Here is a 26,429-nt window from a genome sequence, read left to right as displayed (position 1 = left end):
CCCTCGCCTCGCCCGGCCCCACGCCCAGCGCGGAACCTGTCGCTACGCCGAGTCCCCTGCCTTCGCCCAGCGCGACCCCAAGCCCCAGCCCCGCGGCGACCGCGACGCCGCTCCCCACGCCCGTCGCCTCCGACCCCTTCGCCGACGCGGTGGTCTCCTTTCAGCCGGGGCCCGGCGCCGGCTTCGGCGCGGACCGCCTGCCCGACATCGTCCTCGGAGCTCCCAAGGGCGGAGGGCTGCAGCAGGGCGGCTTCGACGTCCTTTCCCTGGGAGCCGGAGGCAGCATCGTCTTGAAATCCGACGCCGCCATCCTCGACGGCCCCGGGCCCGACTTCATCGTCTTCGAGAACGCCTTCTACGCGGGCGGAAACCCCGCCGCGCCCTTCGCCGAGCCCGGCGAGGTGGCCGTCAGCCAGGACGGGATTCAGTTCTTCGCCTTCCCCTGCGCCAGCGGCAACCGCGAAGAACTCTACCCCGGCTGCGCGGGCGTACACCCCGTGCTCGCCAACGCCGAGCTCAACACCGTCGACCCCACCGATCCCGCGGCGGCCGGCGGCGACACCTTCGACTTGGGCGAGCTCGGCCTGCCCTGGGCGCGCTTCATCCGCATCCGCGACTTGAGTTCGGAGGGCACCGGGACTTCCGCGGGATTCGACCTCGACGCGCTGAGCGTCGTGCATCGGTAATTTTTTTTAAGGAGAAAACCATGAGCCAAGAAATCTGCATCGACCCCAGAACCTACTACCTGGAAACGCCTCAGGTCTGCGAAGCGCCCCTCGAGACACTGCCCTCGGCCTCGCCCGCCAATTCCCCGACCGGCGATGCCTTCGTGTCGACGCTGCCGCCCCCTCCGCCCGCCTCGCGCCTCGCCGTCCGCGACTCCGCGACCTTCCGAGCCGCCCTGCTCCGCGACGCCTTCGGCGCCCTGCCGCGACACGAGGCCCCGCACTGGGACAGCCCCGTCGCCTACAGCCTTTGGGCCCTCTTTCCCGCCGCCTGCGACAGCCACCCGCCGCTCCATAACGAGGCGGGCGGCGACTCCTCCGAGGGAGGCTTCGACGGCGGCGACGCCGAGACGCCGCCTGCTTTGAGCCTCACGGGCTTTACGACCCACGACACGGCCCCCTGCGGCGCGGCCGGTCTCGTCACCGACCTGGACGAGGGCCTGGGCGTCTGCGCCAATTACGCGACGAACGACCACCACCTCTTCTCCTGGGACCCCGCTCGTCCCGGGGCCGCGGCCTCGATCATCCCGCTTACCTGGGCCCCTGACCAAGTCCTGCGCGCCGCGGACGGCGAGATCTTCATCACGACGCACCAAAATCCCGGCCTGGCCGCCGTCCGGCCGGAAGAGGGCTCGGAGTCGCATCACCCCTTCCCCGCCTCCCTCCCGACTTCGGCCACATCTTCCAGCGGCCGGGCGCTCGCGGCGATTCGGCCCGCCTATCCGAAGGGCTTAGTCGAGATCGAGGGCCAGGTTTTCATCGCCACCTCCAACTACGACGAGGTCCACGACGACTACCAACCCGGCACCGTCTTGGCCTTCCAGCGCGCGACCGGGAACTTCGGCGTCCTGAGCACCTCGGGCTACAACCCCACCTCGGTCGGCGTGGCCGACGGCCGTCTCCTCGTCGTCAGCAGCGGCGCGGTGGACCGCAACGGACTGGCGACGACCGACGGGTTTTTGGACGTCTTCGATCCCCTGAGTCACGACCTGGTGCGCAGCATCCCCTTGGGGCAGCGCGGGGCCGGGGTCTCCGGCGAGATCAGCCTCAGCCCGGACGGCGGCACCGCCTACCTGCCGACCGCGGACAACAGCGGGCGCATCCTGGCGGTGAACTTGAACAACGGCACCTTGCGGGAGATCTCGATGACCGCGGCCGGGGTCTCCGGCGCGCGGATCTTCTTTCCCAGCCTGCAAGTCGGCGAGGACGGGCGTTACGGGATCGCGGCCAATTTCAACGACGGAAAGGTCTATCCCCTCGACCTGACCTCCGGGACCCTGAGCGCCCCGCCGCTGGCCATCGACGGCGACACCGCCGACGGCGAGGGCCTGAGCGACGGCTTGAGGATAGGGGCGGATTACTTTGTCGGCCTGGGGCCGCGGCTGCTCCGGCTGCAAGCCGATCGATAAGGCAGGAATTGAATCCTTGAAAATTCAAATATTCCATTTGAATTTTCAAGGATGTTTTGTATCCGGGGAATGACAAATACCCGCTTCACAAAAAGGCGACGGCCCTGTCTTTAGAGGATTTTGCGGTTGCGGTCGGCCGAAAACCTTAAACCCCGCTGCAGGTCGGTCATAAGGTATTGCCCCGAATCTATTTTCGCTGCTCGCCGATAATAGAAATTGGCCGCCTGTGACGTTTGACGCAATGCAGCGTCAGACGGGTGCCCACCGGTAACCTTTCGGTTACGCGGCCGGTTGACAAGGACGTACAGAAGGGTTATCCGCCCCTCACGCGGGGCGGTTCCAGGACGCGTCACGATCAGGTGGGTGTGTGCTGTAATCTCAGGGTGTAACGGGCATTAAGCATGGCCTCCATCTTTATCTACAACCGGACCCGCGGAAAATGCGTCGAGCTCTGCACGCCGCGCATCGCGGAAGAGGACATCGCCCAGCTTCGCTCCGCCCTCCCCAACAACCTCGAGGGCATCTCCTTCGCCTCCCCCATCGACAGCTTCGAAGACAAGACGGTCTCGGAAGTCCGCGTCGAAGACCGCGAGTCGCGCGTCGCCGAATATCTCAAGAGCATCGGCAACAAGCTCGAGCAGCTCCAGCAGATGCCGGGGGCCATCCGTTTCTACGACCTCGCCTTCCGCCTGAGCGGCTCCAGCGAGGTCTTGATGATGAAGGCCCGGGCCTTAAGCCAATACGGCCAGGCCGACCAGGCGACCCGCCTGCTGAACCGCGTGGCCGACAAGCACCCCGACGCCCCCGAGCCGCACTTCATGTACGGAAAACTGGCCTTAAGCCGGGCCGACTACGCCCAGGCCCAGGCCCACTTCGCCGCGGCCCAGGCCCGGCTGCGCGCGAGCAACGTCGAGCACAAGCGCCTCTCCGAGATTTTGGCGATCTACGAGCGCTTCGTCGCAATCTACCTGGACCGCGATCAGCTCTTCACCCGCGACCTGCCCCAAGAGTCCTGCATCTCCGAGATCCGCCGCCTGCGGCAGCGCACCCAGGCCCTGATGCGCGACATCCGCGGCCACAACAGCGCCGAGATCCAGGGCATGAGCTTCTTCCTCGAGACCCAGGACAAGATTTTCGAAAAATGGCTCGACGAAATGGGTGCCCCGAGTGAGGAAAACCCGGCCTGACATGCGCGCGGCGCTCAGCTTGGCCCTCGCCGTCCTGCTTTGGCTTGCGCCCGCCCTCCCCGCCTTCGCCTATTCCCGCATCGTCTCGCTCAAGCCCAACTTGACCGAAATCCTCTTCGAGCTGGGCCTCGGCGCCCAAGTGGTCGGCGTCACGCAATGGTGCCGGCGCCCCGAGGCGGCGCAGGCCTTGCCCAAGGTCGCGGACTACCTGAAGGCCTTTCCCGAGCCCATCCTGCGCCTAAAACCCGACCTGGTGATCGGCACGAAGGAAAACGGATCGGAGAAGGAGATTCGCTTCCTCCTCGAGCGCGGCGTGCCGGTGCTGACCCTGGGCAGCGCGGCGAACAGCTCGCCCAAAGAGGTCGCGGCGCTGCAGGCGCAGGGCTTCGAGGTCGACACCCTGGGCTTCGCAGGCCTTGAAGAAACGATGCGCTCGATCGAGGCCCTGGGCGCCTTGCTCGGCAAGGCCGAGGCGGCGCGGGCGACCGTCGCCAAGATGCGGGCGGAGCTCTCCGCCCTGAAGGCCGCGGCCGCGGCGGTGCCGAAGCGACGCGTCCTCTACGTGGTCGGCTACCAGCCCCTGGTCGTGGCGGGGGGAAACAACTTCTTCGACGAAGCGGGGGCCTATATCGGCGCGGTGAACGTCGCCAGGGAGAGCCGCCTGAAATACCCGTATTACACGACGGAATTGTTGATCCGCGCCGCGCCCGACGTTATCCTCGACTTCGCGATGGGCTCGGAGGCCGGCGAGGCCGCGAAGCGGGGCAGGGCGGATTTTTGGAAAAATTTCCCTTCGATCCCCGCCGTCAAGAACGGCCAAATCCACGCCCTCGACATCGAGACGATGCGCGCCGCGCCTAGCCTGCCGGCCACGCTGCGCGGGCTCTTCACGCTCCTGCACCCGAGGTCCCCATGAATCTTCCCGCCATCCCCACGCCCGGCGTCGTCAAATGGTACCGCTTTTATTGCGCCGTCATGATCTTCATCTATACCCTGACGCTGGCCCTCTCCGTCCTGGGGCTAGTCTTCGCCAAGCATTGGATGGTCGAGCCCGACGCGCCTCCCTGGCTGATGACCGGTTACTTGGTCTTTTTGGGCATGATGAGCCTGGCCCTGATCGGCGTCTTCGTCGCGACCTTCTTCCTGCCGCGTTCCCCGGGGGCCTGGATCTACCACATCATCCTGATCTGCCTGGGCCTGGGCAGCCCCTGCTTCATCCCGATCTGCGTCCCGCTGCTGATCTACTGGCTGCAACCCCCGACCAAGGCCTATTACGGCCGCGATTGAGCGCGGTTATTTTTGATTTGACGAATCGGGACTTCCGGCTATGAAGCCGCCATGGCCGAATTGTTCACCCCCGAAAACCTCGTCGCCCTCCTCACCCTGACCAGCCTCGAGATCGTCCTGGGCATCGACAACATCGTCTTCATCGCCATCCTGACCGGGAAGCTCCCGGCGCACCAGCAGGGCAAGGCCCGGCAGATCGGCCTCTTCCTGGCGATGGCCATGCGGATCGCCCTGCTCTTGGGGATCAGCTGGGTGATGGGCCTGACCAAGCCGCTCTTCGAAATTTTAGATCACGGCTTCTCGGGGCGCGACCTGATCCTGCTGATCGGCGGCCTCTTCCTCATCGCCAAGGCCACTTACGAGATCCACGACAAGCTGGAGGGCGCCGAGCACGCGGACAAAAAAGTCGCGGTGCGTTCTTTCAGCGCGGTGATTCTGCAGATCTTGGCGCTGGACATCATCTTCTCGCTGGACTCGGTCATCACGGCGGTCGGCATGGCCAAGCACATCGAGATCATGATCGCGGCGGTGGTGATCGCGGTGGGGGTGATGATCGTCTTTGCCGGCAAGGTGAGCCGCTTCATCGAGAGGCATCCCACCTTCAAGATGCTGGCCCTGGCCTTCCTGTTGCTGATCGGCGTGATGCTCACCATCGAGGGCGTCGGCCAGCACATCAACAAGGGCTACATCTACTTCGCGATGGCCTTCTCGCTCTTCGTCGAGCTTCTGAACATGAAGCTGCACAAGCCCGGCAAGCCGGTGCAGCTGCGGGACGAGCCGAAGCTGGAGCAGGCTTAGTCCCGACGGAAGTTCGAGGGAATCATAGGTAGTACTTGCCGAATCCTTCCAAAAACTAAGAAATGACGCAATCCCGTGGACCCGCGGACGATAAGCGTCCCACGCCACGACACCGCAATTCTCGAGGGGATCCCATGTCACGGAATTTCGCCAAGGCCCTCGCCGGCCTCGCCACTTTGTCTCTACTGGCCTGCGGCGGAGGCGCCTCCAACGCCCCGGAGAACCCGGCGCCGCCGGCCTCGCCCAGCTTTAACTACGTCGCCCTGGGCGACAGCCTGGCCGCCGGGGTGCAAGACGGCACCACCAACGAGCACACCCAGCCGCACAGCTACGCGGCGATCCTCGCCAAGCAGCTCGCCAAGGCCTATGGCGGCACGCTGACCATGCCCCTGCTCGCGGTCGACGGGCCGCGCAAAAACCCCGACAAGATCCCCACCCTCCTCGGCATCTCGGGCGAGGACTCCAAGAGCATTTTCGAGACCAAGGCCACGGGCGAGGCGCTGAGCTCCGCGAGCAGTCTCCGCGACCGCACCCTGGCGCCGATCGCCTTTTCCGAATACCGCGGAGAGCCCACCAGCCAGCTCGATGCCGCGCTCTGGCTGGCAGAGAAATGGAAAGACGCGAATCCCGCCACGCCCAAGATCATGACCCTTTGGCTCAACAACGACGTGCTGGGCTCGGTGGTCCAGATCGGCAACGAGAATTACACGTCCGCCGGCGTCGCGGCGGCGATGACGCCTCCGGAGGAATTCCGGGCGAACATGGATTTTGTCTTGGGGAAATTGGCCGCGACCGGCGCAGAGGTTTTCGTCGGCAACATCCCCGACATCACGCAGATCGCCTACCTGGTCTCGGGCGAGACGGTGAAACGCTGGACGGGCTTGACGGTCCCCGCCGACCGTCTGCCGGAGGGCGCCCGGATGAGCCTCCCCGCCGCCCTGCGTATCTACACCGATTTACTCGCCGGCCGCGAGTGGGAGGCGACGCTGACGGAGCACCTGGTGGACAGCTCGGTCCTGACCGCCGAAGAAGCGGCACCGATCCAGGCGCGGATTGCCGCCTTGAACCAAATCCTCGCCGAGCTGACGGCGAAGCACTCCCTGCATCTCGTCGACCTGAACGCCTCTCTGCGAGCGCCGCAGACCGTCGAGGGCACGACCTACACCGCCGAATGGGGCGCGGGCGGGTTCTTCTGCCTGGACGGCGTGCACTTCTCGCACAGCGGGCACGCCTATACGGCCAATCTCTTCATCCGCGCGATCAACCAGGCCCTCGGCGCCTCGGTCCCCGAGATCGAGGTCTCGCAGGTACGCCTCAACGACCCCTACGTCGACGCCGACGGCGACGGCTTCCCGCGCGGGCCGAGCTACGAGCCCGTCCGGCCCATCGTGCAGCTGCTCTTCCAATTCCGCGACGCGGACGATACGGATCCCGGGGTGGGGATTATCGGGACGCCGGAGACGATTCAGGAAATGAAGGCACTGGCGATCGCCCCTTGACTCCCCCGCGGGGATGGGCGAGTTTTCGCGGCATTGATCACGCTCCCCTTTTTCAAAAAGCCGACCCACCGCGAACGTCATCGCGCCGCGCGCGAAACCAAGCGCCGCGACCGCGCCAAGCGCTTCAAGGCCCTGCGCGACCAAATCTACTGGGCGCGTTTTTTGGGCTACGTCGGCCGCCACAAGAAGACGATCCTCGGCATCTCGGCCTTGATCGTCCTCGGCGGCGTCCTCGGCCTCGCCTTGCCCTTTCTGTCGCGGTTCGTCTTGGATTACATCGTCCCCAAGCAGGACTACGCCCTGCTCAACTGGGTGATCCTGGGCGGACTTGGGATCTACCTGCTCCACGCCGTCCTCCGCTATTACGAGCAGCGCCTGGTCACGACCTTCTCGATGGACCTGGTCACCGAGATCCGCCGCGACCTGTTCCGCTACCAGATGCGCCTGCCGCTCACCTATTTCGAAAACAACGCCGCCGGCAAGCTGGTCTCCAAGCTCACCTACAGCGTCATGATGATCAAGGTCTTGGTCGAGACCTTCGCCTATGTCTGTCTGCGCGAGTCGGTAAACATCCTTTTACTTACCGTCGCCGCCACCGTCATCGACTGGCGGCTGACGCTGATCCTCTCCGCCCTCGTGCCCTTCGTCGTCCTCTACATCCGCCGCCTCAACCGCTACATGGCCGAGGTCGCCTCCCAGTTGCAGACCAAGAACGACCAAATCCTGAAAATCCTGGACCGCGCCTACCACTCCGCCAAGCTCTTCCAGATCTTCGGCGGCGGGCTGCGCGAGGGCGACCGCTTCGAGGAGGTCTTGAATCAAGACAAGAAATTCCGCATCGAACGCACGATGGTCTACGCCGGCAACGCCATCCTGATCGGCTTCCTCGCCTCCGCCGTGCTGCTGGCGGCGCTGTGGTACGGCGGGCGCCAGATCATCCAAGGGCAGCTGAGTCACGGCGAGGTCCTGGCCTACATGATCTGCCTGGGGCTGCTGTTCCGGCCGCTCTCGCAGTTCGTCCGCGCGACGGCTTACCTGCAGGCGGGCTTGATCGGCATTCGGACCGTCTTTTCGATCTTCGAAAACACCACCCCGATCGCCGAGCCCGAGCACCCCGTCGTACCGGAACGCCGCGAGGGCAGGGTCGAATTCCTCGGCGTCTGGTTCCAATACGCCCGCGGGATCGGCGGGCTGCGTAACGTCAGCTTCCGCGCCGAACCGGGGCAGAAGGTCCTGATCGTCGGCCAGAGCGGCGCGGGCAAGAGCACCCTGCTGAATTTATTGATGCGCCTCTACGACGGCAACCGCGGAAGCATCCGGATCGACGGGGTGAACATCCGCAAGATGCGCCTGGACGACCTACGCGCCTACTTCAGCGTGGTGGCCCAGGACCAGCTCCACGTCGAGGACACGATCCTGGGCAACGTCTTCTTCGGCGAAATGGGGAACAAGGGGCCCGACATGGAGGCCCAGCTCGAGAAGGCCCTCGACCTGGGGCGGCAGATGGAGCTCAATCGCTTCATCGCCTCGCTGGAGCGCAAGTTCGGGCAGAAGGTCGGCGCGGAGGGCCTGGGCTACTCGCGCGGCGAGCTGCAGAAGCTGGCGCTGATGCGCGCCGCCGCCAAGGACGCGCCGATCGTCCTGATGGACGAGCCGACCGCCTCGCTGGACCACCGCTCCGAGCGCGGGGTATTAAAGATCATCGCCGAACATTTTCGAAACAAGACGGTGCTGATCATCTCGCACCGTCCGCTGCCCCAGCTGCATCCCGATTGGGTCGTGGTCTTAAAGAAGGGCACCGTGGAGGCCCAGGGCCGGCACGAGGACTTGATCGCCCGATCCGCCTATTACCGCGAGCTGCTCGCGCAGGGCGGGGAAGAGCCTATCCCCGTCCCCGCCCTCTGAGCGGACGGAGGTCCCTTCCTCAGTCGAACTTGATCTCCCCGTTCAGCGCCTGCCGAACGTAGCGCAACTTGCCCTTCAAGTTGGCCCATTTTCGCGCAAGTCCCTCTTTCTTCTCCCGCCCCTGGAGGAACATCTCGAAGTTCGTCCCGAAGTAGCGCCGCCAGCCCCGGTAGGGCGCCAGACTGCGGCGGCGCAGGATGCGGTGGTAGGCGCCGGTCAGGCTCTTGTAGCCCAACTCGCGGAACCAGGCCTCGGGGATCAACCGCCGGTTGCGCGGCGAGGGTCGGCGCAGGATGGTGAGGCGGATGCGGTCCTTGATGAAGGCGTCCATCCGGCGGAAGCTCGAGTCGTCGTCGACCACCGGGAAGGCGCGCACCCAGGGCAGCTGCCTCAGGCCCAAGGTCGCGGCGAGGCCGGTATTGATGTCGAGGATGATCTTCTTCAGCAAGGCCCGGCGCTCCTCGTCGGTCTTGTTGGAATAGTCGCGGTAACGGTCGACGACCAGCTGCTCGTAGGCCCACTGCTTGAAGCGCCCCATCGCGACGCTCCCAATGTGGATCTTTCCCTCCGCGAAACGGTAGCCCAGGTACTCGAAGGCCTCGCCCGGGGCCTTGCGCAGGGTCTTGTGCGGCGAGGAGCTGAGCCCGTGGCCGGCCAAGACCTCGGCGATGCGGCGGCTCCCGGCCTCGATCCTCGCCGGATCCGGATCCAGCAATAGGATGTCGTCGCCGTAACGCAGGTAATGGTAGTCGCCGCGGAACATCTCGCGGTCCAAGGGCCAGAGGTAGAAGTTGGCGAAGACGGTCGACAGGCTCGAGCCGGCGGGGATGCCGCGAATGGGCGAGATCAGATGCCCGTCCCAAAACTTCCGCTGATGCACGAACTGCCGCACCAGGCCCCGGACTTCCGGCTCGTCGGGCAGCGCCTCGCGCAGCATGTCCAACAAGCGGCCCTGGTCGATATTGTCGAAGTAATCCGCAATGTCGGTCTTGTAGACGAAGAGCCTTCCGTCATGCGCCTGCAGCAGCTTGCGAACGCGGCGCGCGGCGGCAATGGTGCCGTAGGAGCGCCCGTTCCGATAGGAAAAAAGATTCGGGTAGTAAAGCTTCTCGAAGCGCTCGACCAAGGGCAGGGCCATCGCCTTCTGCGTCACCTTGTCGCGCAGGGCCACGAGGTAGATCTCGCGAAACTTCCCCGGCGTGTCCTTGGGCACCTTGCGCAGGATCTGGGGATAAAAGGGCCGGTCTTCGGCAAGCAGAAAATCGCGGCAGGCCTTAAGCTGCGCTTCCAGGTTGTCGTCGAAGTCGCGCAGGTCCACGCCGTCGATCCCCGAGGCGAACTTCTTGTAATACTGAAGATAGGGGTCGTAGTGCTTTTCGCGGATCAGGCGGTAGGCCTCGCGAATGTTTTCGGGAGAGACGATCTGAGCGAAGAGCTTACCCAAGGAGACCTTAAAGGGTGGTGAGGCCGGGATAGAAAAGCTTTTCCCCATCCCGGCCTTGGCCTGCGAACGCCGCCGGAACGCCGCCATCCTGCAAGCGACAAATTGGTTGGTGTTGGGTGGTTATTTATATCCACCCCACCACATCCCCTTGGCCTTGCGGCGAAGGGGAGGTGTAAGGACGACCTCGCCCCATGTCCGCGGGTGGGGCGAACCCCGATGCGAAGCCGCCTGGGTCATTGGACATCGCGGGCGGGCCAAAACCACCTCTTTCTCGCCCGCGTGTTCCAGCTGCGTCCTTTCAATCTAAATCAAGGGAGATGCGAATGGGAAGCCATTTCCCCTTGCCCGCAAGAATAAAAAACGGCGCCCGTCTTTAGGTACGGGCGCCGGAGCGTACTCGGTCTTGCTTAAGGAGGCGAAGAATCAGGACTTGGGCAAAATCACCGCGTCAATCACATGGATCACGCCGTTCTTGGTCTTGATGTCGGTCTTGACCACCTTGGCTCCATCCACCATCACCTCGCTGCCCTGGACGGTGATCTTGGCGGCCTGGCCGTTGACCGTCTTGGCCTCTTTCAATTTGACGACCTCGGAGGCCGTCACCATACCCGGAACCACATGATAGGTCAGGACGGCGCTCAGCTTCGCCTTGTCCTTGAGCAGGCCCTCGAGGGCCCCCGCCGGCAGCTTTGCGAAGGCCTCATCGGTCGGCGCAAAGACGGTGAAGGGGCCAGGTCCCTTGAGGGTTTCGATCAGGCCCGCGGCCTGCAGGGCGGTGGCCAGGGTCTTGAAATTGCCCGCCGCCACCGCGGTGTCCACGATGTCGGCGGGGCCGGCGGAGGCCGCGGGTTTCGCGTCTCCGGCCCAGGCCGCTCGAGGGGTGGGAAGGGCGGCCAGACTTAGGGCAAAAGCAGAAAATATGAGTAATTTCGGGATCTTCATGACGTGCTCCTTTTTATAAATGGGCCTGCCGAAGGTCTTTCGACCTCGGCAGGCGCCCCTGCTCCGTGAGTTTACCCGATCGTTCTATGGAGCAGTTTGGTGGTTCTACTTCGGTCATCCTACCCACTTACGAGTATTTGTCAATATTTTGTCTAAATTATTTCTATATTTTGTGTAAAATATTGTCAGGATTTGCTTTTTCGCCTAAGGTAGGAGCGTGGAAACTCGGTATCCGATGAAATGGGTGGTCAAGCGAACGGGCCTAAGCCCGCACGTGATTCGGGTTTGGGAGCGTCGCTACGGGGCCCTGACCCCCGACCGCAGCCCGACCAATCGGAGGATGTACAGCGAGGCGGAGGTCGCTCGGCTCGAGCGGCTCGCCCGTCTCACCGACTTCGGGCACAGCATCAGCCAGATCGCCCAACTGCCGGATGCCGATCTTGCGGCCCTGGCGGCAAACCTGCCCCCGACGATGTCGGCCACCAAACCCCAAGCCGCGACCGAAAAGCCCCCCTCCTCCCGAGAAGACCCGCTCCCCTATCTCGAAGGCTGTCTGGAAAAGATCGAAGGATTGGACGGCAAGGGGTTGGAAGACCTGCTCGACCGCGCCTCACTGGCCTTCAGCCAACAGGTCCTGCTCGAGGAGATCGTCTCGCCCCTGCTCGAGGCGGTCGGCGAGCGCTGGCAGCGCGGCGATTTCCGCATCGCGCAGGAGCACCTCGCCTCCTCGGTGATGCGAAGCTTCGTCGGCGGTCTCAAACCGGCCTATCCCGAGGCCGGAGCCGGAGCCAGCGTGGTCGTCGCAACGCCGGCCGGCCAGATCCACGAGCTGGGTGCCTTGCTCGCCGCCAAGATGGCGGCCATCGAGGGATGGAAGGTGATCTACCTCGGCGCGAATCTCCCCGCCGAAGAGATCGCGGCCGCGGTCCGCAATGCCGGGGCGCGGCTGTTGGCGCTCAGCATCGTCTTTCCCGCGGAAGAGACCGAACTCGCAGCCGAACTGCAAAGGCTGTCGCGTCTCTTGCCGAAAGATACGGCTTGGGTATGCGGGGGACGCGCCGCGGAGCGTTTTCGCGAGGCGGTCGAGACGGGAAGAGGACGGGTGATCGGCGATCTCGGCCTGTTTCGGAAATACTTGCGAGAAAAGCTCTAAAAACCAAAACCCACCTAGCGCTTACGGTAGGTGGGTTGCGTCGGCCTGAAAAAGCCAGGCGGAAGCTTTTGGCAGCCCCGCTATCCCCTAGGGACCGGAGGCTTTGCGTCCTCCGATTGCTCGGAGTTTGCCTTTTTCGGCCGGACGTCCGGACTCCCGTCAACGGCGTCCGACTTGAAAAGTGTAGCGCCGTCCCCGCCGAGTGACAAGATGCATTTCCGGGTTTTTCCGAGGCCGCGCGGGGCTTGGAAAAACCCCAAGGACATGCGAGAGATCCCCCGCCATGCCGATACTGATCGCCGCGCAAAAAATCGCCAAATCCTACGGGGCCCGGCCGCTGTTTCGGGACTTGAGCTTCGCCCTCGAGGAAGGCGAGCACGTCGGCCTGATCGGCCCCAACGGCGCGGGCAAGAGCACCCTGCTGAGCCTGCTCGCGGGCCGCGAGCGGCCCGACGCCGGCGAGATCTCCGTGCGCCGCGGGCTACGCGTCGGCTGGCTGGAGCAAGTGCCAGCCTTCGCCCCCGAGGCGACCGTCGAGTCGGCGATCCTCGAGGCGCATCCCGATCCCGAAGATTGGGAGTTCCAGGCCACGCTGCAGGAGTGGCTCTCCAAGCTCTCGCTGGACGGGCGGGAGGGCGTCGGTCCGGCCACGCGGGTTTCCGAGCTCTCCGGCGGTTGGAAGAAACGCGTCGCGCTGGCCCGCGAGCTGGCCAAGCGCCCCGATCTCCTGCTGCTGGACGAGCCGACCAACCACCTCGACGTCGAGAGCATCCTCTGGCTGGAAGGACTGCTCGCCAAGGCGCCCTTCGCCAGCCTGACCATCACCCACGACCGACTCTTCCTCCAACGGGTCGCCACCCGCATCCTCGAGCTGGACCCCGCCTTGCCGGAAGGCATCCTGAGCGTCCCCGGGGACTACGCCGGCTATTTGGAGGCCAAGGAGCAACTGCGCGCCGCGCAGGAGCGCCGCGAGCTCGTCCTGAAGAACACCCTGCGCCGCGAGACCGAGTGGCTGCGCCGCGGCCCCAAGGCCCGCGGGACGAAGCAGCAGGCCCGCATCCAGCGCGCCGGAGAGATCGCCGAAGAATTGGAGCAGGTCAGCGCGCGCAACCGGACGCGCGGCGTCGCCATCGACTTCGCCGCGGAAGAGAAACGCCCGAAAAAGTTGATCGAGGCGCAAGGCGTGGCGAAGTCCCTCGGCGGCCGGCCCTTGTTCTCCGGACTGGACCTGCTGGTCACCCCGCAGAGCCGCCTCGGCCTGATCGGCCCCAACGGCTGCGGAAAATCCACGCTGCTGCGCGTCCTGTTGGGCCAAGAGCCGCCGGACGCGGGGACGGTTCGACACGCCGAGGCGCTGCGCGTCGCCTACTTCGAGCAGAACCGCGAGACCCTCGATCCCGGCCTAAGCCTGATCAAGACGCTCTGCCCGGCCGGCGACCACGTCGAATACCGCGAAAATCCGGTCCACGTCCGCGGCTATCTCGACCGCTTTCTCTTCAACCCGGCGCAGATGGAGATGCCGGTGGGGCGCTTGAGCGGCGGCGAGCAGAGCCGCCTGCTGATCGCCAAGCTGATGCTGCGCCCCGCGAACGTCCTGGTTTTGGACGAGCCGACCAACGATCTCGACATCGCCACGCTGGAGGTCCTGAGAAACTGCCTCGCGGAATTCCCCGGGGCGGTCCTGTTGGTGAGCCACGATCGCTACTTTCTGCACGAGATCGCCAACCGCATCCTCGCCTTCGGGCCTCCGGGCAGCTCGGCCGCGGGACAGATCGTCGCCTTCGCCTCGTTGGAGCAGTGGGAGGATTGGCACGCGGCGCTGAAATGGGAGGCCCCGCCGCCGCGCGGCGAGGCGGCCGCCGCCAATCGCGAAGAAGCGGAGAAGAAGAAAAAATTGAGCTACTTGGAACAGCGGGAGTTCGACGGCATGGAGGCCAAGATCCACGAGGCGGAGGCGAAGGCCGCCGCCCTGCGCGCCGAGCTCGAATCGCCCGCCAACGCCAGCCAGGCGGCGCTGTTACTGGAGTTGAGCGAAAAACTCGCGGCGGCGGAGGGCGAGGTCGAGGCCCTGTACCGGCGTTGGGCGGAGCTGGAGGCCAAGGCTTAGGGTCGTTTGGGATTACTCCGTAGGGGCGAACCTTGTGTTCGCCCTTCGCGGCGGTTGTTTAGAATTCGGAATTTCGGGCCTTTGCGGAAGCCGTAGGGGCCGTTCGCGAACGGCCCCTACAGTTGCCGCGACATACCCCAGGGGAGGGCGAACACAAGGTTCGCCCCTACAATCGATTCACCTTAAAATAATCGAATTCTTCCCGAAAAACTTCCGATTTGCCCGGCACCCAGGGTGGTGCTACGACTTCTACACCCATGAACGCCGCGCCCCTCAACTTCCGCCGCTTCGCCGTCGTCCTCTCCGGCCTGGTGCTCCTGCTCGCCGCGGCGGTCGCCCTAAGCCTGGCCTTCGGCGGCGGGCGCCTCGATCTGGCGGCGGCCTGGGGCGATACCGCGAGCCCCGAGCACGACATCCTCTTCTACTCGCGGCTGCCGCGGGTCCTGCTGGGCCTCATCGTCGGCTTCGCCCTCTCCAGCGGCGGCGTCGCCTTCCAGAGCCTGCTGCGCAACCCGATGGCCGACCCTTACATCCTGGGCGTCTCCGGCGGCGCCGCGCTCGGGAGCGTGGTCGCGGTCTCGCTGGGGCTCGCCTTCACCTGGGTGAGCTCGGTGGCCTTCGTCTCCGCCCTCGCCTCGCTGCTGCTGATCTACTGGATCGCCCAGACCAAGGGCCGCCTGCCCGTCTACACCCTGCTGCTCACCGGCGTCATCTTCAACGCCTTCAGCTTCGCGCTCATCATGTTCATCAACTCGCTGGTCAGCTTCGAGCAGGCGCACCGCATTTGGTACCTCATGGTCGGCTCGCTCGAGGCCGAGAGCTACGGGAAGATCGCGGTGACGGGCGGCTTCGTCCTGGCCGGATTCCTGCTTCTCTTCCTGCACGCCGGAAAAATGAACCTGATGGCCCTGGGCGACTCCAGCGCCCAATACCTGGGCCTCGACGTCGAGAAATTCCGCCGCCACATCTTCTTCGCCGCCTCCCTCATGATCGGCGCGACGGTCAGCCTCTCGGGCCTGATCGGCTTCGTCGGCCTCTTCATCCCACACATGGTGCGGCTCAGGCTCGGTTCCGACCACCGCCTGCTGCTGCCCGCCTCGGCCCTGTTCGGCGCCGCCTTCCTCGTCTTGGCCGACTTGGCCGCGCGCACGGTCTTAAGCGGCTCCGATTACCAGACGCAGATCCCGGTCGGCGTCCTCACCGCCCTGATCGGTGGGCCCTTTTTCGTCTACCTCGTGAAAAAACCCTCGAGCCGAGGTGCCTGGTGACGACGGTCTACGCGCTGGACAACGTCTCCCTCTCCTACGAGGCCCTGCCGGTGCTGAAGGACCTGGGCTTCGCGATCCGCGAGCGCGAGTTTGTCGGCGTCCTCGGTCCCAACGGCTGCGGCAAAACCACGCTGCTCAATCTCTTGGCCGGCGTCTTGCAACCTACGGCGGGAGAGATCCGGCTCTACGAGCGCGAGCTCCGCGCCTACTCGCGCCGCGAGGCCGCGCGGATCATCTCGGTCCTGCCGCAGGAGACCTTCATCGAGTTTCCCTTCACCGCCCTCGAGGTCGTCCTGATGGGACGCGCCCCCTATCTGGGAAGCTTCCAATGGGAAAGCCCCCGCGACCTCCAGATCGCGCGCGAGGCGATGCGGCTCACCGACTGCCTCGGCTTCGCCGAGCGCGATATCCGCCTGCTCTCCGGCGGCGAGCGCGAGCGGGTCCTGCTGGCGCGGGCCCTCGCCCAGGAGCCGAAGGTCTTGCTGCTGGACGAGCCGACGACGCACCTCGACTTGCAGCACCAAGCCGAGATCTACCGCCTCCTGAAGCGCCTGCACGCCGAGCGCGACTTGACCCTCGTCGTGGTCCTCCACGACCTGAGCTTCGCCGCGACGGCCTGCGGACGCCTGCTGCTTTTTGCGGAAGGTCGACTCAAGGCCGACGGAGAACCGGAAGCCGTGATGCGGCCCGAGACCCTGCGGGAGGTCTTCGGCACCGAGGTCTTGAGCGGCACCCATCCCGAGACCGGCAGGCCTTATTTTTTACCCAAGCTTCCCTAAGAGAACGGTTTCCTGAAAAACAACCGGTCGTTGGGCTGGCGGTGGCTTCCGGGGACCGCGCGCCCGTCGCCGCGCTTGCCGCGGGCCGCGGCGCGAGGTATTTCTTAGCGGATGTCCCGCCGCCTCGCCATCACCCTGAGCGCCTCGATCGCGCTTCACCTGGGCCTGCTCGCTTTTCTTTTTTGGGTCAGCCAATGGTCGCAGCGGCGCGTTGCCACCTTGAGCGACGCCGGCGGGGTGGTTTGGTACAACCTGAACCCCGGCGGCGCAGGCAGCGGCGGTGAGGGCGGGCTGGGCGCTCCGCAGGCCGCGGATCCCCAGGCCACGGCGCCGACATCCGAAGCGCAAGCGCCGAGGCCGCCGAAGCCGGCGAAAAAATCCGACGAGGCCTTGACGGAGCGGCCCGCCAAGGCGATACCCGCGAAGCCGCCGCGGCTCAAGATCATCCCCAAGCCGTCGGTCGCCGAGGAAGGCGCGAAACGCCCCAGCGAAAAGACCTCCCTCCCTCCCGGCCTGCCGGGTCCCGGCGAGGGGGACGTCTCCGGCGCGAAGACGGGGCCGGGCGGCGGCGAGGGCGCGGGACTGGGCGGCGGCGAAGGTACCGGCAGCGGCGGCGGCAAGGGCCCCGGCGGAGTCGGCGCGCCGGGCAGCGGCGGGTCCGGCAGCGGCGGCGAGGCTTCGGCGATCCTGGCGCGCATCCGGCAGAAGATCGCGCGGGCCAAGCGCTACCCGCGCCAGGCGCGCTCCGAGGAACTGGAGGGCGTCGCGGGCCTGCAATTCGAGATCAACCCCGACGGCTCGGTCGCCTACGTGAACCTCACCAGCAGCAGCGGGCATCGCATCCTGGACGAGGAGGCCGTCGCGACGGTGCGGCGCGCCGCGCCTTTTCCCTATTATGCGGGGCCGATCCGGTTTAGCCTGCGCTTCAGCTTGAAGGACAATTTGTAATTGCGTTTTTTTCGACGGAATTTTTTTAGCCTGTGCATGGAATCCTTGCGACCCTTGTAGGGGCCGTTCGCGAACGGCCCCTACGGATTCCGCGGCGAGGACCAAGCCGCCGATTTTAGGTATCCTCATGATCCGTTTTCCAAAACCCCTCGAAGACTTCCTCCTCCCCTTCCTCAAGCGCGAGTTCTACCGCGGCACGCGCCGTGCTTCCTTCGCCGAGCGACCCTTCGGCGGCGAGGACCTGCGCTTCTTCGCCAAGGGGGTGGCGCAGCTCTCCGAGCTCTTCACCTCCGACCGCGCCAACCTGCAGGCCGGCTACCTGAACCAGCCGCAGCTGCGCGCGGCCTACCTGCTGTATTTCCTGCCGATCAATTACGCCAAGACGCGCTACGTCCTGGAGAAGATCCCCGAAAAATTCTGGCGACGCGACAAATTCCGCGTCCTCGACCTGGGCTGCGGGCCCGGCTCGGCCTCGCTGGCCTTTGCGGGGATGCTGTCGGAAAAAAATCCCGGCGCCGAGCTCGAGCTCGTCCTAGTCGAGCAAAACGCCAACATCCTGAAAGACGCGCAGCGGCTCCTCGAGGCCGCCGCGCCCGGGCTCAAGCTCCAGGTCCGCGCCTTCCCGCTCTGGCTGCACGGCTTCCGCTTCCAGGGAAAATACGACCTGATCCTGATGAGCCACGTCTTGAACGAGCTCGTCCAACTCTCGGCCCAGGATCGCGCCGAATGGCTCTCCCCTCGGCTGGACGAACATCTTGCCGAAGACGGCTTGGTCGCCCTTCTCGAGCCGGCGCTGCGGCGCCCGACCCGCGAGCTGATGGCCCTGCGCGACCACCTGGTCGAATCGGGCGAGCTCGGCGTGCTGGCGCCCTGCTTGCACGACCAGGTCTGCCCCATGCTGGCCGCCACGCGCGGCGACTGGTGCCACTTCTACGTGGACTGTGAAGAGCCCGAATATTTGCGAGAGCTCGACCGGCTGGTGAAAAACGACAACCGCTTCCTGAAGGTCGCCTATCTCTTACTGGGCCGGAAGAAAGCTTGGCAGGAGGCGCGCCCCCAAGACCGCGATCTGTTCCGAGTGGTCAGCAACCGCATGCAGACGCGCGGCAAGATCGAGGTCGTGCTCTGCGGCGCCCCCGGGCGCCTCAGTCTCTACCGCCTCGACCGCGAGCGGCGCGCCGAAAATCGGGACCTCGACGAGATCCGCCGCGGCGACCTGATGCGATTGCAGGGCTGGAAGGGCAAGGGCTTCAAGGTGTCCTGGACCCTGCGCCTGGACCCCAAATGGACGGTGAAAAGAATTCCTTAGCGACGGCCGGCCTTGGTCGAAGGCCTGGCCCGCGAGGGACGCTGCGTCCCCAGGGCCTCGGAGCGAAATCTTTCCTGCAAATTCAGAAAATCCTTCGGCGGCTTGGAACGGAACACCAGTTTCTTGTTCGTGAGCGGATGGCGGAACTCAAGGTAGGCCGCGTGCAGCGCCTGGCGCGGCGCCGCGAGCTTGCTGCCGTAGAGCCTGTCGCCCACCACCGGGTGGCCCTGGCTGGCGAAGTGGACGCGCACCTGGTGGGTGCGCCCCGTCTCGAGCCGGGCCTCGACAAGCGTCGCGCCGGGGTAGCGCTCGAGGACGAAGAAATGGGTCTTCGCCCGTCCCTCCTTGCCGCCGCGGCCGCCGAGGGTCTTCATCTTCTTCGCCTTCGCCTCCAGGTCCTTGACGATGGCGGCCTCGATCGTCCCCTCCGACTTCTTGAGCTGCCCCTCGACCAAGGCCAGATAGCGCCGCCCCACCGTGTGCCGCTTGAACTGCTCGGAGAGCGCGTTGGCCGCGCGCGACAGGGTGTAGACCATCAAGCCGCTCGTCTCGCGGTCGAGGCGGTGCATCAGGCCGACGTAGGGATGCTCGATCTCGGGATGGGCGCGGCGCAGGTAGTCGTTGATGTCGTCGACCAATGTGGAGGTCAGCGTCTGGGCACTGCGCTCGCAGGCCACGCCGGGCGGCTTCTCCACGACGAGCAGGTCCGGGTCCTCGTAGTAGACCTTGAGATAGCGCTTGCGGCGCGGGAGAGTCGCCTCGTTCGGATCCTTCAGGGCCCAGGTCTCGCCCGCCTGCACCTGCCAGGAGCCGATGATCACCTTGCGGTCGCCCAGGAAGACTTTGCCCTCGTCGATGAGCTGCTTGGCCTTCTTGCGGCTGGCGCCCATCGCCTGGGCCAGGAATTGGTCGAGGCGCATCTCATGCTGTTCGGGCTTGACCTTGAAGCTGTCCATGGCGGAAGGTATGGCACGGATGCCGCGCCGCCGCAAATCCCTAAAGTTGCTCTTCGTCGCCGACGCCTTGGCCGGGTTTCACCCCGAGCGCGAGACGACGCTCTTCCTCATGCACGAGGCCCAGCGCCACGGCCATCAGGTCTTCGCGACCACCCCCGAGCGCCTCAGCAGCCGGGGCCGCGAGCCCGAGGCCTACGTCGAGCGCCTCAAGATCCTCGGCATCGGTAAAAGACCCTGGCACCGCGTCCTCGAGGGCCGGCGCCGCGAGCTGCGCGGCTTCGACGCCATCCTGCTGCGCAAGGACCCGCCCTTCGACCAGAACTACCTGCACCACCTCTACCTCCTCGAGCTCTTGGCCGACGAGGTCTACATGATGAACCACCCGCGCGGGGTCCTCGAGGCCAACGAAAAGCTCCTGCCCCTGCACTTCCCAGACCTGATCCCGCCGACGCTCGTCAGCGCCGAATTCGCGACCTTGAGCGAGTTCATCCGCGCCCAGCCGAACGGCGCGGTGATCAAGCCCATCAACAGCAGCGGCGGGCGCGGGATCTTCTACCTGCGCAACACCCGCACCGAAAATTTCAAGGTCGTCCTCGAGACCGCCACCGACGATTTCAGCCGCCACGTCATCGCCCAGCGCTTCCTCCCCGAGATCCGCAAGGGCGACAAGCGCGTCATGCTGCTGGGCACCGAGGTCCTAGGCTCCTTCATCCGCAAGCCGGCCGAGGGCGAGCACCGCGCCAACCTGCACTCCGGGGGCTCGGCCCACCCCAGCCCCCTGACGGCCTCGGATCGCCGAATCGTCGCGGCCCTCCTCCCCAGCCTGCAGGGCCTGGGCCTCGACTTCGTGGGCCTGGACCTGATCGGCAACTACCTCACCGAGGTCAATGTCACCTCGCCGATGGGACTGGCCGAGATCAACGCGACCGGCGGCTCGCACAGCCAAAGAAAAGTTATTGATTTTATTGAGAAAAAATTACAATAGCCCCGCCGCCCCACCCCTTTGACGCCCCGCGAATATTTCCCCGATAAGGCCCTCCAAAAGCCCCTTCGGATAGGCTAAATTTAGGGTTGCGCGCGTTGTAGGGCTTGCCCTATACACGCCCGCCGTCTGCGAAAGGACGAAGGATCTCATGACCGCCCGGAAGAAAAACACGACCCGAAAAAGCACCGCCCGGCAGGGGGCGAAGAAGGGCGGCGGCACGCGGAAGAAGCGCAGCAAGGTCCAGCTCATTCTCAAGACCGAATTGTCCCCGCAGCTCCATTGGATGTACCCCTACCTGCGCAAGGCCAAGCTCAAGATGCCCAATTTAGTCCTGCCCCGGCGCATCCGCTCCTTCCGCCCGACGAAGACCAAGATCATGCGGGTGCTGGGCAACGCCTACTTCGACAACCGCACGGTGGTCATCGCGACCCACACCCAGACCACCTACATGAACCGCAAGGGCGAGCTGAAGATAAAAAACATCGTCCGCCTCCCCAAGGCCCGGATCCTCGACACCCTCGCCCACGAGATCGCCCACTTCCAGTACGCCGACCATGGCTACGAACACGAAGAATTCACCCGCTCGATCTTCAAGACCTTCGGCCTGAAAGAGCGGTGCCCCTACTGCAAAGGCACCGGCAAGGTCCAGCTCGAGGGGAAACCCTAGCGCGTGAAGCGAACCCTCACAGTCCCGCCCCTGCCCGCGCCCGAGCGTCTCGATAAATTTCTGATTCGGCAATTCCCCGAGAGTGGGCGCGGCTATTGGCGCAAATATCTGGAAGGCACCGTCCGCGTGGACGGAAAGAAGGCGGCGAAGGGCCGCTTGCTGTCGGGAGGCGAGACCCTCGAGTTGAGCGAGACGCCGCCGCCCGCCGACGCCGAAATCCTCACCGATCCCGACCTGCCCTTGACCCTGCTCTACGAGGACGCGCACCTGCTGGCGGTCGACAAGCCGGCGGGGCTCCCTTGCTATCCCCTGCGCCCGGGGGAGTCCCGGACCCTGGCCCAGGCCGTGGCGGCGCGCTACCCGGCGCAGCGCTCCCTGCGGCCGGCGCGGGAGGCTGGGCTGGTCTACCGCCTGGACAACGACACGAGCGGGGTCCTGCTCTTCGCCCGCCACCCCGAGGCCCTCGCGGCGTTTCGCAAGCTCAGCCGCTCGGGGGCCATGGAGAAAATCTACCTAGCCTTGGTGGAAGGAAGCCTAGCCGCGGGCGGGACCGTGCGCCGGCCCATCGCCCATCACCCGAAAAACCGCAAAAAAATGCGGGTCGTGGCGCAGGAAGGTCCGGCGCGGGGCCTGCCCGCACAGCCCGCCGAGACGGTCTTCGAGCCCTTGGCCGAGTTCCAAGGCCAAACGCTGCTGCGCGTCGCGATCCGGGTGGGACGCCGCCACCAGATTCGCGCGCATCTGGCGGCGCTGGGGCATCCCATCGTGGGCGACGTCCTCTACGGGGCCGCCCCGCGCGCGGGGTTGGGGCGCCACTGCCTGCACGCCGCCGAAATCCGCTTCGCGCACCCCTTTACCGGGACGCCCACGGTCATCGCCGCGCCGCAGCCCAAGGAGTGGGCTTATTTCGCCACCGATCCGCGTGTCGGCACGCCCTCGTAGAGCTCCGGCTCCCGCTTCGGGTCGGGGTCTTCCAGATTTTTCTCGAATTTCGTGTCGATGGAATGGCCGAATCCGAGCAGCATCGCATAGGTCGCTCGGGCCAAAAGCTGGCCCTGCTCCTCTTCGGCCGTTCCCTCGAAGGTCATGGCCGGTTTTTTCAAAAAATAATTCATGTAGGCGGTGGCCTGGTCGATCCGCCGCGCCTTGGGATCCAGCGGCGTCAAGGTGAAGGAGAAGCTGCCGCCGCTCAAAGTGGCGAGCTTGGTGGCCGCATATTCGGCGACCTGCCACTGCGCCTGGGGCTTCTCGTCCAGCAGCGAGGCGTCGGCCTTGGTCTTGGAGCGCGAGTCCGACTCGAGCTCCGCGTCGTGCGAGAACTTCGCCACCTCCGTCACCTTCTTGGGCAGCCAGGGCGAGGCCACGGGGCCGGCGCTCTTCCCTTCGGCATCGAGGACCAGGTCCGAAATGAAGAAGGGCTGATGCCTGCTCCAGTCGTGCAGCCCGATCATGCCGTCGACCAGGCCCATCAGGTATTCGGTCCGCCGCACCACGAGGTAATCGACGCGGTCGTCGGTGAAGGCCTTGTTGAAGAGGCTGTTCATCGGCACGGTCGCGCCGTCGGCCCGGCCCATCGCCCGATTGGCCTCGGGGATGAAAATCACGCGGCCGCTCTTGAGGGGAAGATCCTTCATCCAGTGGAAGACCTTGCGGGGGTTCTGCTCGTGGTAGTGCGGGGCGAAGACGAGGGTGGTGGGGCCGGGCTTCTCCGATTCCACGGAAAAAACCTCGGTATCCCCGACCCAGCGGTATTTCTGGACCGTGGTGCGGATCTTCTTTCCGTCCGCACCCGTGTACTTGCGCTTCAAGGTCAATTCCGGCTCGCCCAAGAAGGCGTCGATCTTCTTCTGCCGCTTCGCGTACGAGAGGTCCTGCGGGAGGTTAGGAAAGAATTCGGATTCGCCGGAAACGGCGTCGGGATCGGCCTCCCAGGGCGGGAGGCGCAAGCCCTCGAAGAGCTTCAAAGCCGCCGCCGGGTCCTTGCGCAGGCACTCCCGGATGAAGCGCAGACCTTCGTCCCGGCTCAGGTAGCGCAGCAGCTTGTCCGCCGTGTCGTAGTCGGGGAAAGCCGCGTCGACGGCCTTCCGGAACAGCTCCGACTGCGCGGCCCCGTCCATGCCGACGAAATCGGCGTAGGAGCCCTTGAGATAATCGGTGAAGACCTTGGGCTCCTGCGTGCTCAGGTAGAAATCCAAACCCGCGACGAGCGCGGCCTCGGGGCGCGAGGGCGGCGCGAGCTTCGCGTAATCGGCCAGCGACTGCAGGAGGTCGCGCGCCGGCGTGGTCAGGGTCGCGGGGCTGGAGGGCGCGAGGAGCGGCGCCCCCAAAGCTCGGACGCGGCGCTGCAGCGGCGCCTGGAATCCCTTGCCGAGCAGCTTGGCCTGCCAATCCTCGCCCCATTCGTCGCCGTAGAGGTGCTTGGTCTCGAAATAAATATCGTAGAGGGAGACGTCGTCCGGCTTCTCGTCGTGGGTCGCCAGGTGCTCGAGGAATTCTTCAGCCTTCTGAACCTGCCGCGAGTCCTTAAACAGCGAGGCGAGCTTCACCTCGGGGTCCTTGCCCTTGAGCAGGGCGTCCAGCGACAGCGGCCGGCTGGGGCTGCCCAAGGCGCTCCGCTCGAGGGCCGTCAGCAGGGCCTGGTATCCATCGACGGCGGAGCCGTCGGCGCCGGTCGTCTCCAGGGCCGATTTTGGAAATCCCGGCGGGAGCGGAGGCGGCGCGCCGCCGCCCTTGGCCGGCGCGCGGGGCGGAGTGGGGCGCCCGCCGCACCCCGAGGCCAACAAGGAGAGACCGGCCGCGCCCGCAATGACAATGACAGGGAGAAAGAAGACCATGAGTGCCCACCTGCCGGCCTCTTCGGCAACAAACGAAATTGGTTGCCAATTTCCGGCGGACCGAGGTCTCGTCCTCCTTGTAAAATTCCAGCCTCATCGCATAAAATTCTTCCGAAAGGAGGCCATATGATCACCAATTCCGAATCGGGCACCAATATCGAAGAGATCTCCGAAGGTATTTTCCGGATCCACACGCCGGTGCCCCCTTCCGCCACAAGCGGGGGATTTTCCTTCAATCAATTCCTCATCGTCGACGAGGAGCCCCTCCTCTTCCACTCCGGTCCCCGTCGGATGTTCCCCCTGGTGCGCGAGGCCGTCGCCAAGGTCCTGCCCTTGGAGCGCATGCGCTATTTTTCCTTCTCCCATGGCGAATCCGACGAATGCGGCTCGGTCAACGAGTTTCTGGCCCTTTGTCCCCATGCCGTTCCGCTTTGCGGGGAGATCAACGCCATGATCAACGGCGATCTCTTCGACCGGCCCCCCAAGGCCCTGCGACACGGGGAAGCCCTTGCCTTGGGGAAGCATCGGGTTCAATGGCTCGACGCACCCCATCTTCCCCATGCCTGGGAGTGCGGCTATCTGTTCGAAGACGCGACCAAGACCCTTCTGTGCGGGGACCTCTTCACCCAAGGAGGGGCCTACCATCCCCCGGTCACGGAATCGGACATCCTGGAACCCAGCGAGGCCTACCGCAAGCAGCTGGACTATTTTTCCCAAGCGAAGAACGTTGCCCAGCTCATGGCCCCGCTGGCCCAGACCCGGCCCACGACGCTGGCCTGCATGCACGGGAGCGCCTGGAAGGGGGACGGAGAAAAGCTGCTCACGGAGTTGGCTCGACGGCTTTCCGGCGATTAGCGAGGATTCCCGGCTCCCTCCCGCGCGATCGAAGGGCCGCGAAAAAAACCGACATGGGGCGACGCGTTAAAGATCTTCCTCGCCACGGGGTCCGCAAATCACGCTATAATCAAAGAATGCCCGAACCGAAACGATCCAAGCTCGCCCTGGTGCTCTCCGGCGGCGGCGCCCGCGGGGCCTACGAGGCAGGGGTACTGAATTACATCCGAACCCGGCTGCCGACGGCGCAGCGCGGCCGCCGCTTCGACATCCAATGCGGCGCCTCCGTGGGAGCGATCAACACCTGTTTCATGGCCGCGACCACCCACGACCTCGACATGCAGGCCCGCGAGATGCGGCGCCTCTGGGAGAACGTCCGCGACGAGAACATCTACCGCACCAATCTCAAGGCCCTGCTCTCCTTCATGACCAAGAGCTCGGCGGGGGTGGTTTGGAAATTCATCCGGGGCAGCGGCCCGGGCTCGCCGCACTTCCCGGGATTCCTCGACACCGAGCCCTTCCTGCCCTTCATCGCCAACCTGTTCCCATGGAAGATGATCACCAAGAACATCCAGTCAGGCCTGATCCAGGCGCTCTCGATCGTCGCGACCAACGTCTTCACCGGGCGCATGGAGCTCTTCCTGCAAAAGAATTCCGAGTGCGTCTACAACGGCGAGCACGTCGTCAACTACGTCAAGATCCGCCCCGAGCACGCCCGCGCCTCGGCGGCGATCCCGGTGATCTTCCCGACGGTGCTAATCAACGGCGTGCCATACACCGACGGCGGGCTGCGCCTGAACACCCCGCTCTCCCCCGCCATCCATTTGGGCGCCGACAAGATCCTGGTGGTCGGACTCAACCACCGCGCCCTGCCCGGCGAGAAGATCCCGCTCTCCGGCGAGCTGGGGCGGCAAGCGGCCTTGGGGCAGGTCCTGGGGCGCGTCATGAACTCGGTCTTTCTCGATAAGATTCAGTACGACATCGAGCAACTCGACCGGATCAACAAGATCATCGAGTGGACCGAAGACCTCTACGGAAAGAATTACCTGACGGACTTGAACAAGATGCTGGGGCGTAAGAAGATCAAGGGCGATGTGGCCGACCGGGGCCTGAAGAAAATCCGCTACCTGCGCATCCGGCCCTCGCAGGACATCGGCGAGCTGTTTCGTTACTGCTTCAAGCACAAGGACCGCAAGCACCTCTCCACCTTCGAGAAGTTCCTGATCCGCTTCCTCGACGTCGACCCGGAGAGCGGCGTGGATTTTCTCTCCTACATCAGCTTCACGCCGGATTACCTCAAGCACCTCCTGGACCTGGGCTACGAGGACGCCCAGCGGCACCATAATCAGTTGAAGGAGTTCATGGAGGAGTAGTATAAAAGGGCGGTCAGGAG

Annotated in this window: 23 protein-coding genes and 1 riboswitch; of the genes, 19 read left to right on the top strand and 4 right to left on the bottom strand. The window is 65.1% G+C overall.

The features are described from left to right. The first annotated feature begins 149 nt into the window (after positions 1 to 149). The 8 genes from FBR05_04660 (at position 150) to FBR05_04625 (ending at position 8,810) form a co-directional block, all read left to right on the top strand. Positions 150 to 686, top strand: coding sequence for a hypothetical protein (locus FBR05_04660; GenBank protein MDL1871476.1), 537 nt, complete (start codon positions 150 to 152; stop codon positions 684 to 686). A gap of 20 nt (positions 687 to 706) precedes the next feature. After that, positions 707 to 2,134 carry a hypothetical protein gene (locus tag FBR05_04655; GenBank protein ID MDL1871475.1) on the top strand — a complete coding sequence of 476 codons (1,428 nt, stop codon included), beginning with the start codon at positions 707 to 709 and terminating at the stop codon, positions 2,132 to 2,134. Between the two features lie 401 nt (positions 2,135 to 2,535). Next, positions 2,536 to 3,321 carry a tetratricopeptide repeat protein gene (locus FBR05_04650; GenBank protein MDL1871474.1) on the top strand — a complete coding sequence of 262 codons (786 nt, stop codon included), beginning with the start codon at positions 2,536 to 2,538 and terminating at the stop codon, positions 3,319 to 3,321. A 1-nt stretch (position 3,322) separates the two neighbouring features. Further along, positions 3,323 to 4,237, top strand: coding sequence for a hypothetical protein (locus tag FBR05_04645; GenBank protein MDL1871473.1), 915 nt, complete (start codon positions 3,323 to 3,325; stop codon positions 4,235 to 4,237). Then, positions 4,234 to 4,608 (top strand): hypothetical protein, encoded by a 375-nt coding sequence (locus tag FBR05_04640; GenBank protein ID MDL1871472.1) that lies wholly within the window; start codon positions 4,234 to 4,236, stop codon positions 4,606 to 4,608. The genes FBR05_04645 and FBR05_04640 overlap by 4 nt, the downstream gene beginning before the upstream one ends. A gap of 51 nt (positions 4,609 to 4,659) precedes the next feature. Further along, a complete protein-coding gene (locus FBR05_04635) occupies positions 4,660 to 5,406 on the top strand; it encodes a TerC family protein (protein ID MDL1871471.1) in 747 nt (248 codons plus the stop codon). A gap of 62 nt (positions 5,407 to 5,468) precedes the next feature. Continuing rightward, positions 5,469 to 6,905, top strand: coding sequence for a hypothetical protein (locus tag FBR05_04630; GenBank protein ID MDL1871470.1), 1,437 nt, complete (start codon positions 5,469 to 5,471; stop codon positions 6,903 to 6,905). Positions 6,906 to 6,938: 33 nt separating this feature from the next. After that, positions 6,939 to 8,810 (top strand): ABC transporter ATP-binding protein, encoded by a 1,872-nt coding sequence (locus FBR05_04625; protein ID MDL1871469.1) that lies wholly within the window; start codon positions 6,939 to 6,941, stop codon positions 8,808 to 8,810. A 19-nt stretch (positions 8,811 to 8,829) separates the two neighbouring features. Here the strand turns inward: FBR05_04625 and FBR05_04620 are convergent, their stop codons facing one another. Together FBR05_04620 and FBR05_04615 are read right to left on the bottom strand one after the other, a co-directional pair. After that, the gene (locus FBR05_04620) at positions 8,830 to 10,341 is read right to left on the bottom strand and encodes a hypothetical protein (GenBank protein MDL1871468.1); all 1,512 of its coding nucleotides are present in this window, start codon (positions 10,339 to 10,341) and stop codon (positions 8,830 to 8,832) included. Between the two features lie 336 nt (positions 10,342 to 10,677). Beyond that, positions 10,678 to 11,196: a fasciclin domain-containing protein gene (locus FBR05_04615; GenBank protein ID MDL1871467.1), complete on the bottom strand. Its 519-nt coding sequence runs from the start codon at positions 11,194 to 11,196 to the stop codon at positions 10,678 to 10,680. A gap of 217 nt (positions 11,197 to 11,413) precedes the next feature. Between FBR05_04615 and FBR05_04610 the strand changes: the two genes are divergently transcribed. The 6 genes from FBR05_04610 to FBR05_04585 all read left to right on the top strand — a co-directional run bounded on the left by FBR05_04610 (position 11,414) and on the right by FBR05_04585 (position 18,760). After that, positions 11,414 to 12,349 (top strand): MerR family transcriptional regulator, encoded by a 936-nt coding sequence (locus FBR05_04610; protein MDL1871466.1) that lies wholly within the window; start codon positions 11,414 to 11,416, stop codon positions 12,347 to 12,349. A 67-nt stretch (positions 12,350 to 12,416) separates the two neighbouring features. Then, a riboswitch (cyclic di-GMP riboswitch) is annotated at positions 12,417 to 12,491 on the bottom strand. Between the two features lie 141 nt (positions 12,492 to 12,632). Then, a complete protein-coding gene (locus tag FBR05_04605; GenBank protein MDL1871465.1) occupies positions 12,633 to 14,456 on the top strand; it encodes an ABC-F family ATP-binding cassette domain-containing protein in 1,824 nt (607 codons plus the stop codon). A 257-nt stretch (positions 14,457 to 14,713) separates the two neighbouring features. Next, the gene (locus FBR05_04600; GenBank protein MDL1871464.1) at positions 14,714 to 15,724 is read left to right on the top strand and encodes an iron ABC transporter permease; all 1,011 of its coding nucleotides are present in this window, start codon (positions 14,714 to 14,716) and stop codon (positions 15,722 to 15,724) included. Further along, the gene (locus FBR05_04595) at positions 15,718 to 16,503 is read left to right on the top strand and encodes an ABC transporter ATP-binding protein (GenBank protein ID MDL1871463.1); all 786 of its coding nucleotides are present in this window, start codon (positions 15,718 to 15,720) and stop codon (positions 16,501 to 16,503) included. The genes FBR05_04600 and FBR05_04595 overlap by 7 nt, the downstream gene beginning before the upstream one ends. Before the next feature lie 111 nt (positions 16,504 to 16,614). After that, positions 16,615 to 17,451, top strand: a complete 837-nt coding sequence (locus FBR05_04590) for an energy transducer TonB (GenBank protein ID MDL1871462.1) — start codon at positions 16,615 to 16,617, stop codon at positions 17,449 to 17,451. Between the two features lie 127 nt (positions 17,452 to 17,578). After that, positions 17,579 to 18,760 carry a methyltransferase domain-containing protein gene (locus FBR05_04585; protein MDL1871461.1) on the top strand — a complete coding sequence of 394 codons (1,182 nt, stop codon included), beginning with the start codon at positions 17,579 to 17,581 and terminating at the stop codon, positions 18,758 to 18,760. Here FBR05_04585 and FBR05_04580 read toward each other — a convergent pair. Continuing rightward, positions 18,757 to 19,716: an RluA family pseudouridine synthase gene (locus FBR05_04580; protein ID MDL1871460.1), complete on the bottom strand. Its 960-nt coding sequence runs from the start codon at positions 19,714 to 19,716 to the stop codon at positions 18,757 to 18,759. The genes FBR05_04585 and FBR05_04580 overlap by 4 nt on opposite strands. Between FBR05_04580 and gshB the strand changes: the two genes are divergently transcribed. From gshB to FBR05_04565, 3 genes are all read left to right on the top strand, one after another. Beyond that, the gene (gene gshB / locus FBR05_04575; protein MDL1871459.1) at positions 19,574 to 20,701 is read left to right on the top strand and encodes a glutathione synthase; all 1,128 of its coding nucleotides are present in this window, start codon (positions 19,574 to 19,576) and stop codon (positions 20,699 to 20,701) included. The two genes, FBR05_04580 and gshB, sit on opposite strands and share 143 nt — an antisense overlap. 148 nt (positions 20,702 to 20,849) lie before the next feature. Beyond that, entirely contained in the window at positions 20,850 to 21,368 is a 519-nt protein-coding gene (locus tag FBR05_04570; protein MDL1871458.1) for a hypothetical protein, read from the top strand. A gap of 3 nt (positions 21,369 to 21,371) precedes the next feature. Next, the gene (locus FBR05_04565) at positions 21,372 to 22,310 is read left to right on the top strand and encodes an RluA family pseudouridine synthase (GenBank protein ID MDL1871457.1); all 939 of its coding nucleotides are present in this window, start codon (positions 21,372 to 21,374) and stop codon (positions 22,308 to 22,310) included. On the opposite strand, the gene FBR05_04560 is transcribed toward FBR05_04565, so the two are convergent. Beyond that, on the bottom strand, positions 22,271 to 24,202 hold the full coding sequence (locus tag FBR05_04560; GenBank protein ID MDL1871456.1) for a hypothetical protein: 1,932 nt from the start codon (positions 24,200 to 24,202) through the stop codon (positions 22,271 to 22,273). The two genes, FBR05_04565 and FBR05_04560, sit on opposite strands and share 40 nt — an antisense overlap. A 126-nt stretch (positions 24,203 to 24,328) precedes the next feature. Here FBR05_04560 and FBR05_04555 point away from each other — a divergent pair, with 126 nt between their 5' ends. Further along, a complete protein-coding gene (locus FBR05_04555; protein MDL1871455.1) occupies positions 24,329 to 25,057 on the top strand; it encodes an MBL fold metallo-hydrolase in 729 nt (242 codons plus the stop codon). A gap of 53 nt (positions 25,058 to 25,110) precedes the next feature. Next, positions 25,111 to 26,409 (top strand): patatin-like phospholipase family protein, encoded by a 1,299-nt coding sequence (locus FBR05_04550; GenBank protein MDL1871454.1) that lies wholly within the window; start codon positions 25,111 to 25,113, stop codon positions 26,407 to 26,409. The last annotated feature ends 20 nt before the right edge of the window (positions 26,410 to 26,429 follow it).

The sequence above is a fragment of the Deltaproteobacteria bacterium PRO3 genome (assembly GCA_030263375.1).
Classification (GTDB): Bacteria; UBA10199; UBA10199; order DSSB01; family DSSB01; genus DSSB01.
Note: the sequence above shows the minus strand (reverse complement) of the source record. Positions and strands in the feature narration are given on the sequence as shown.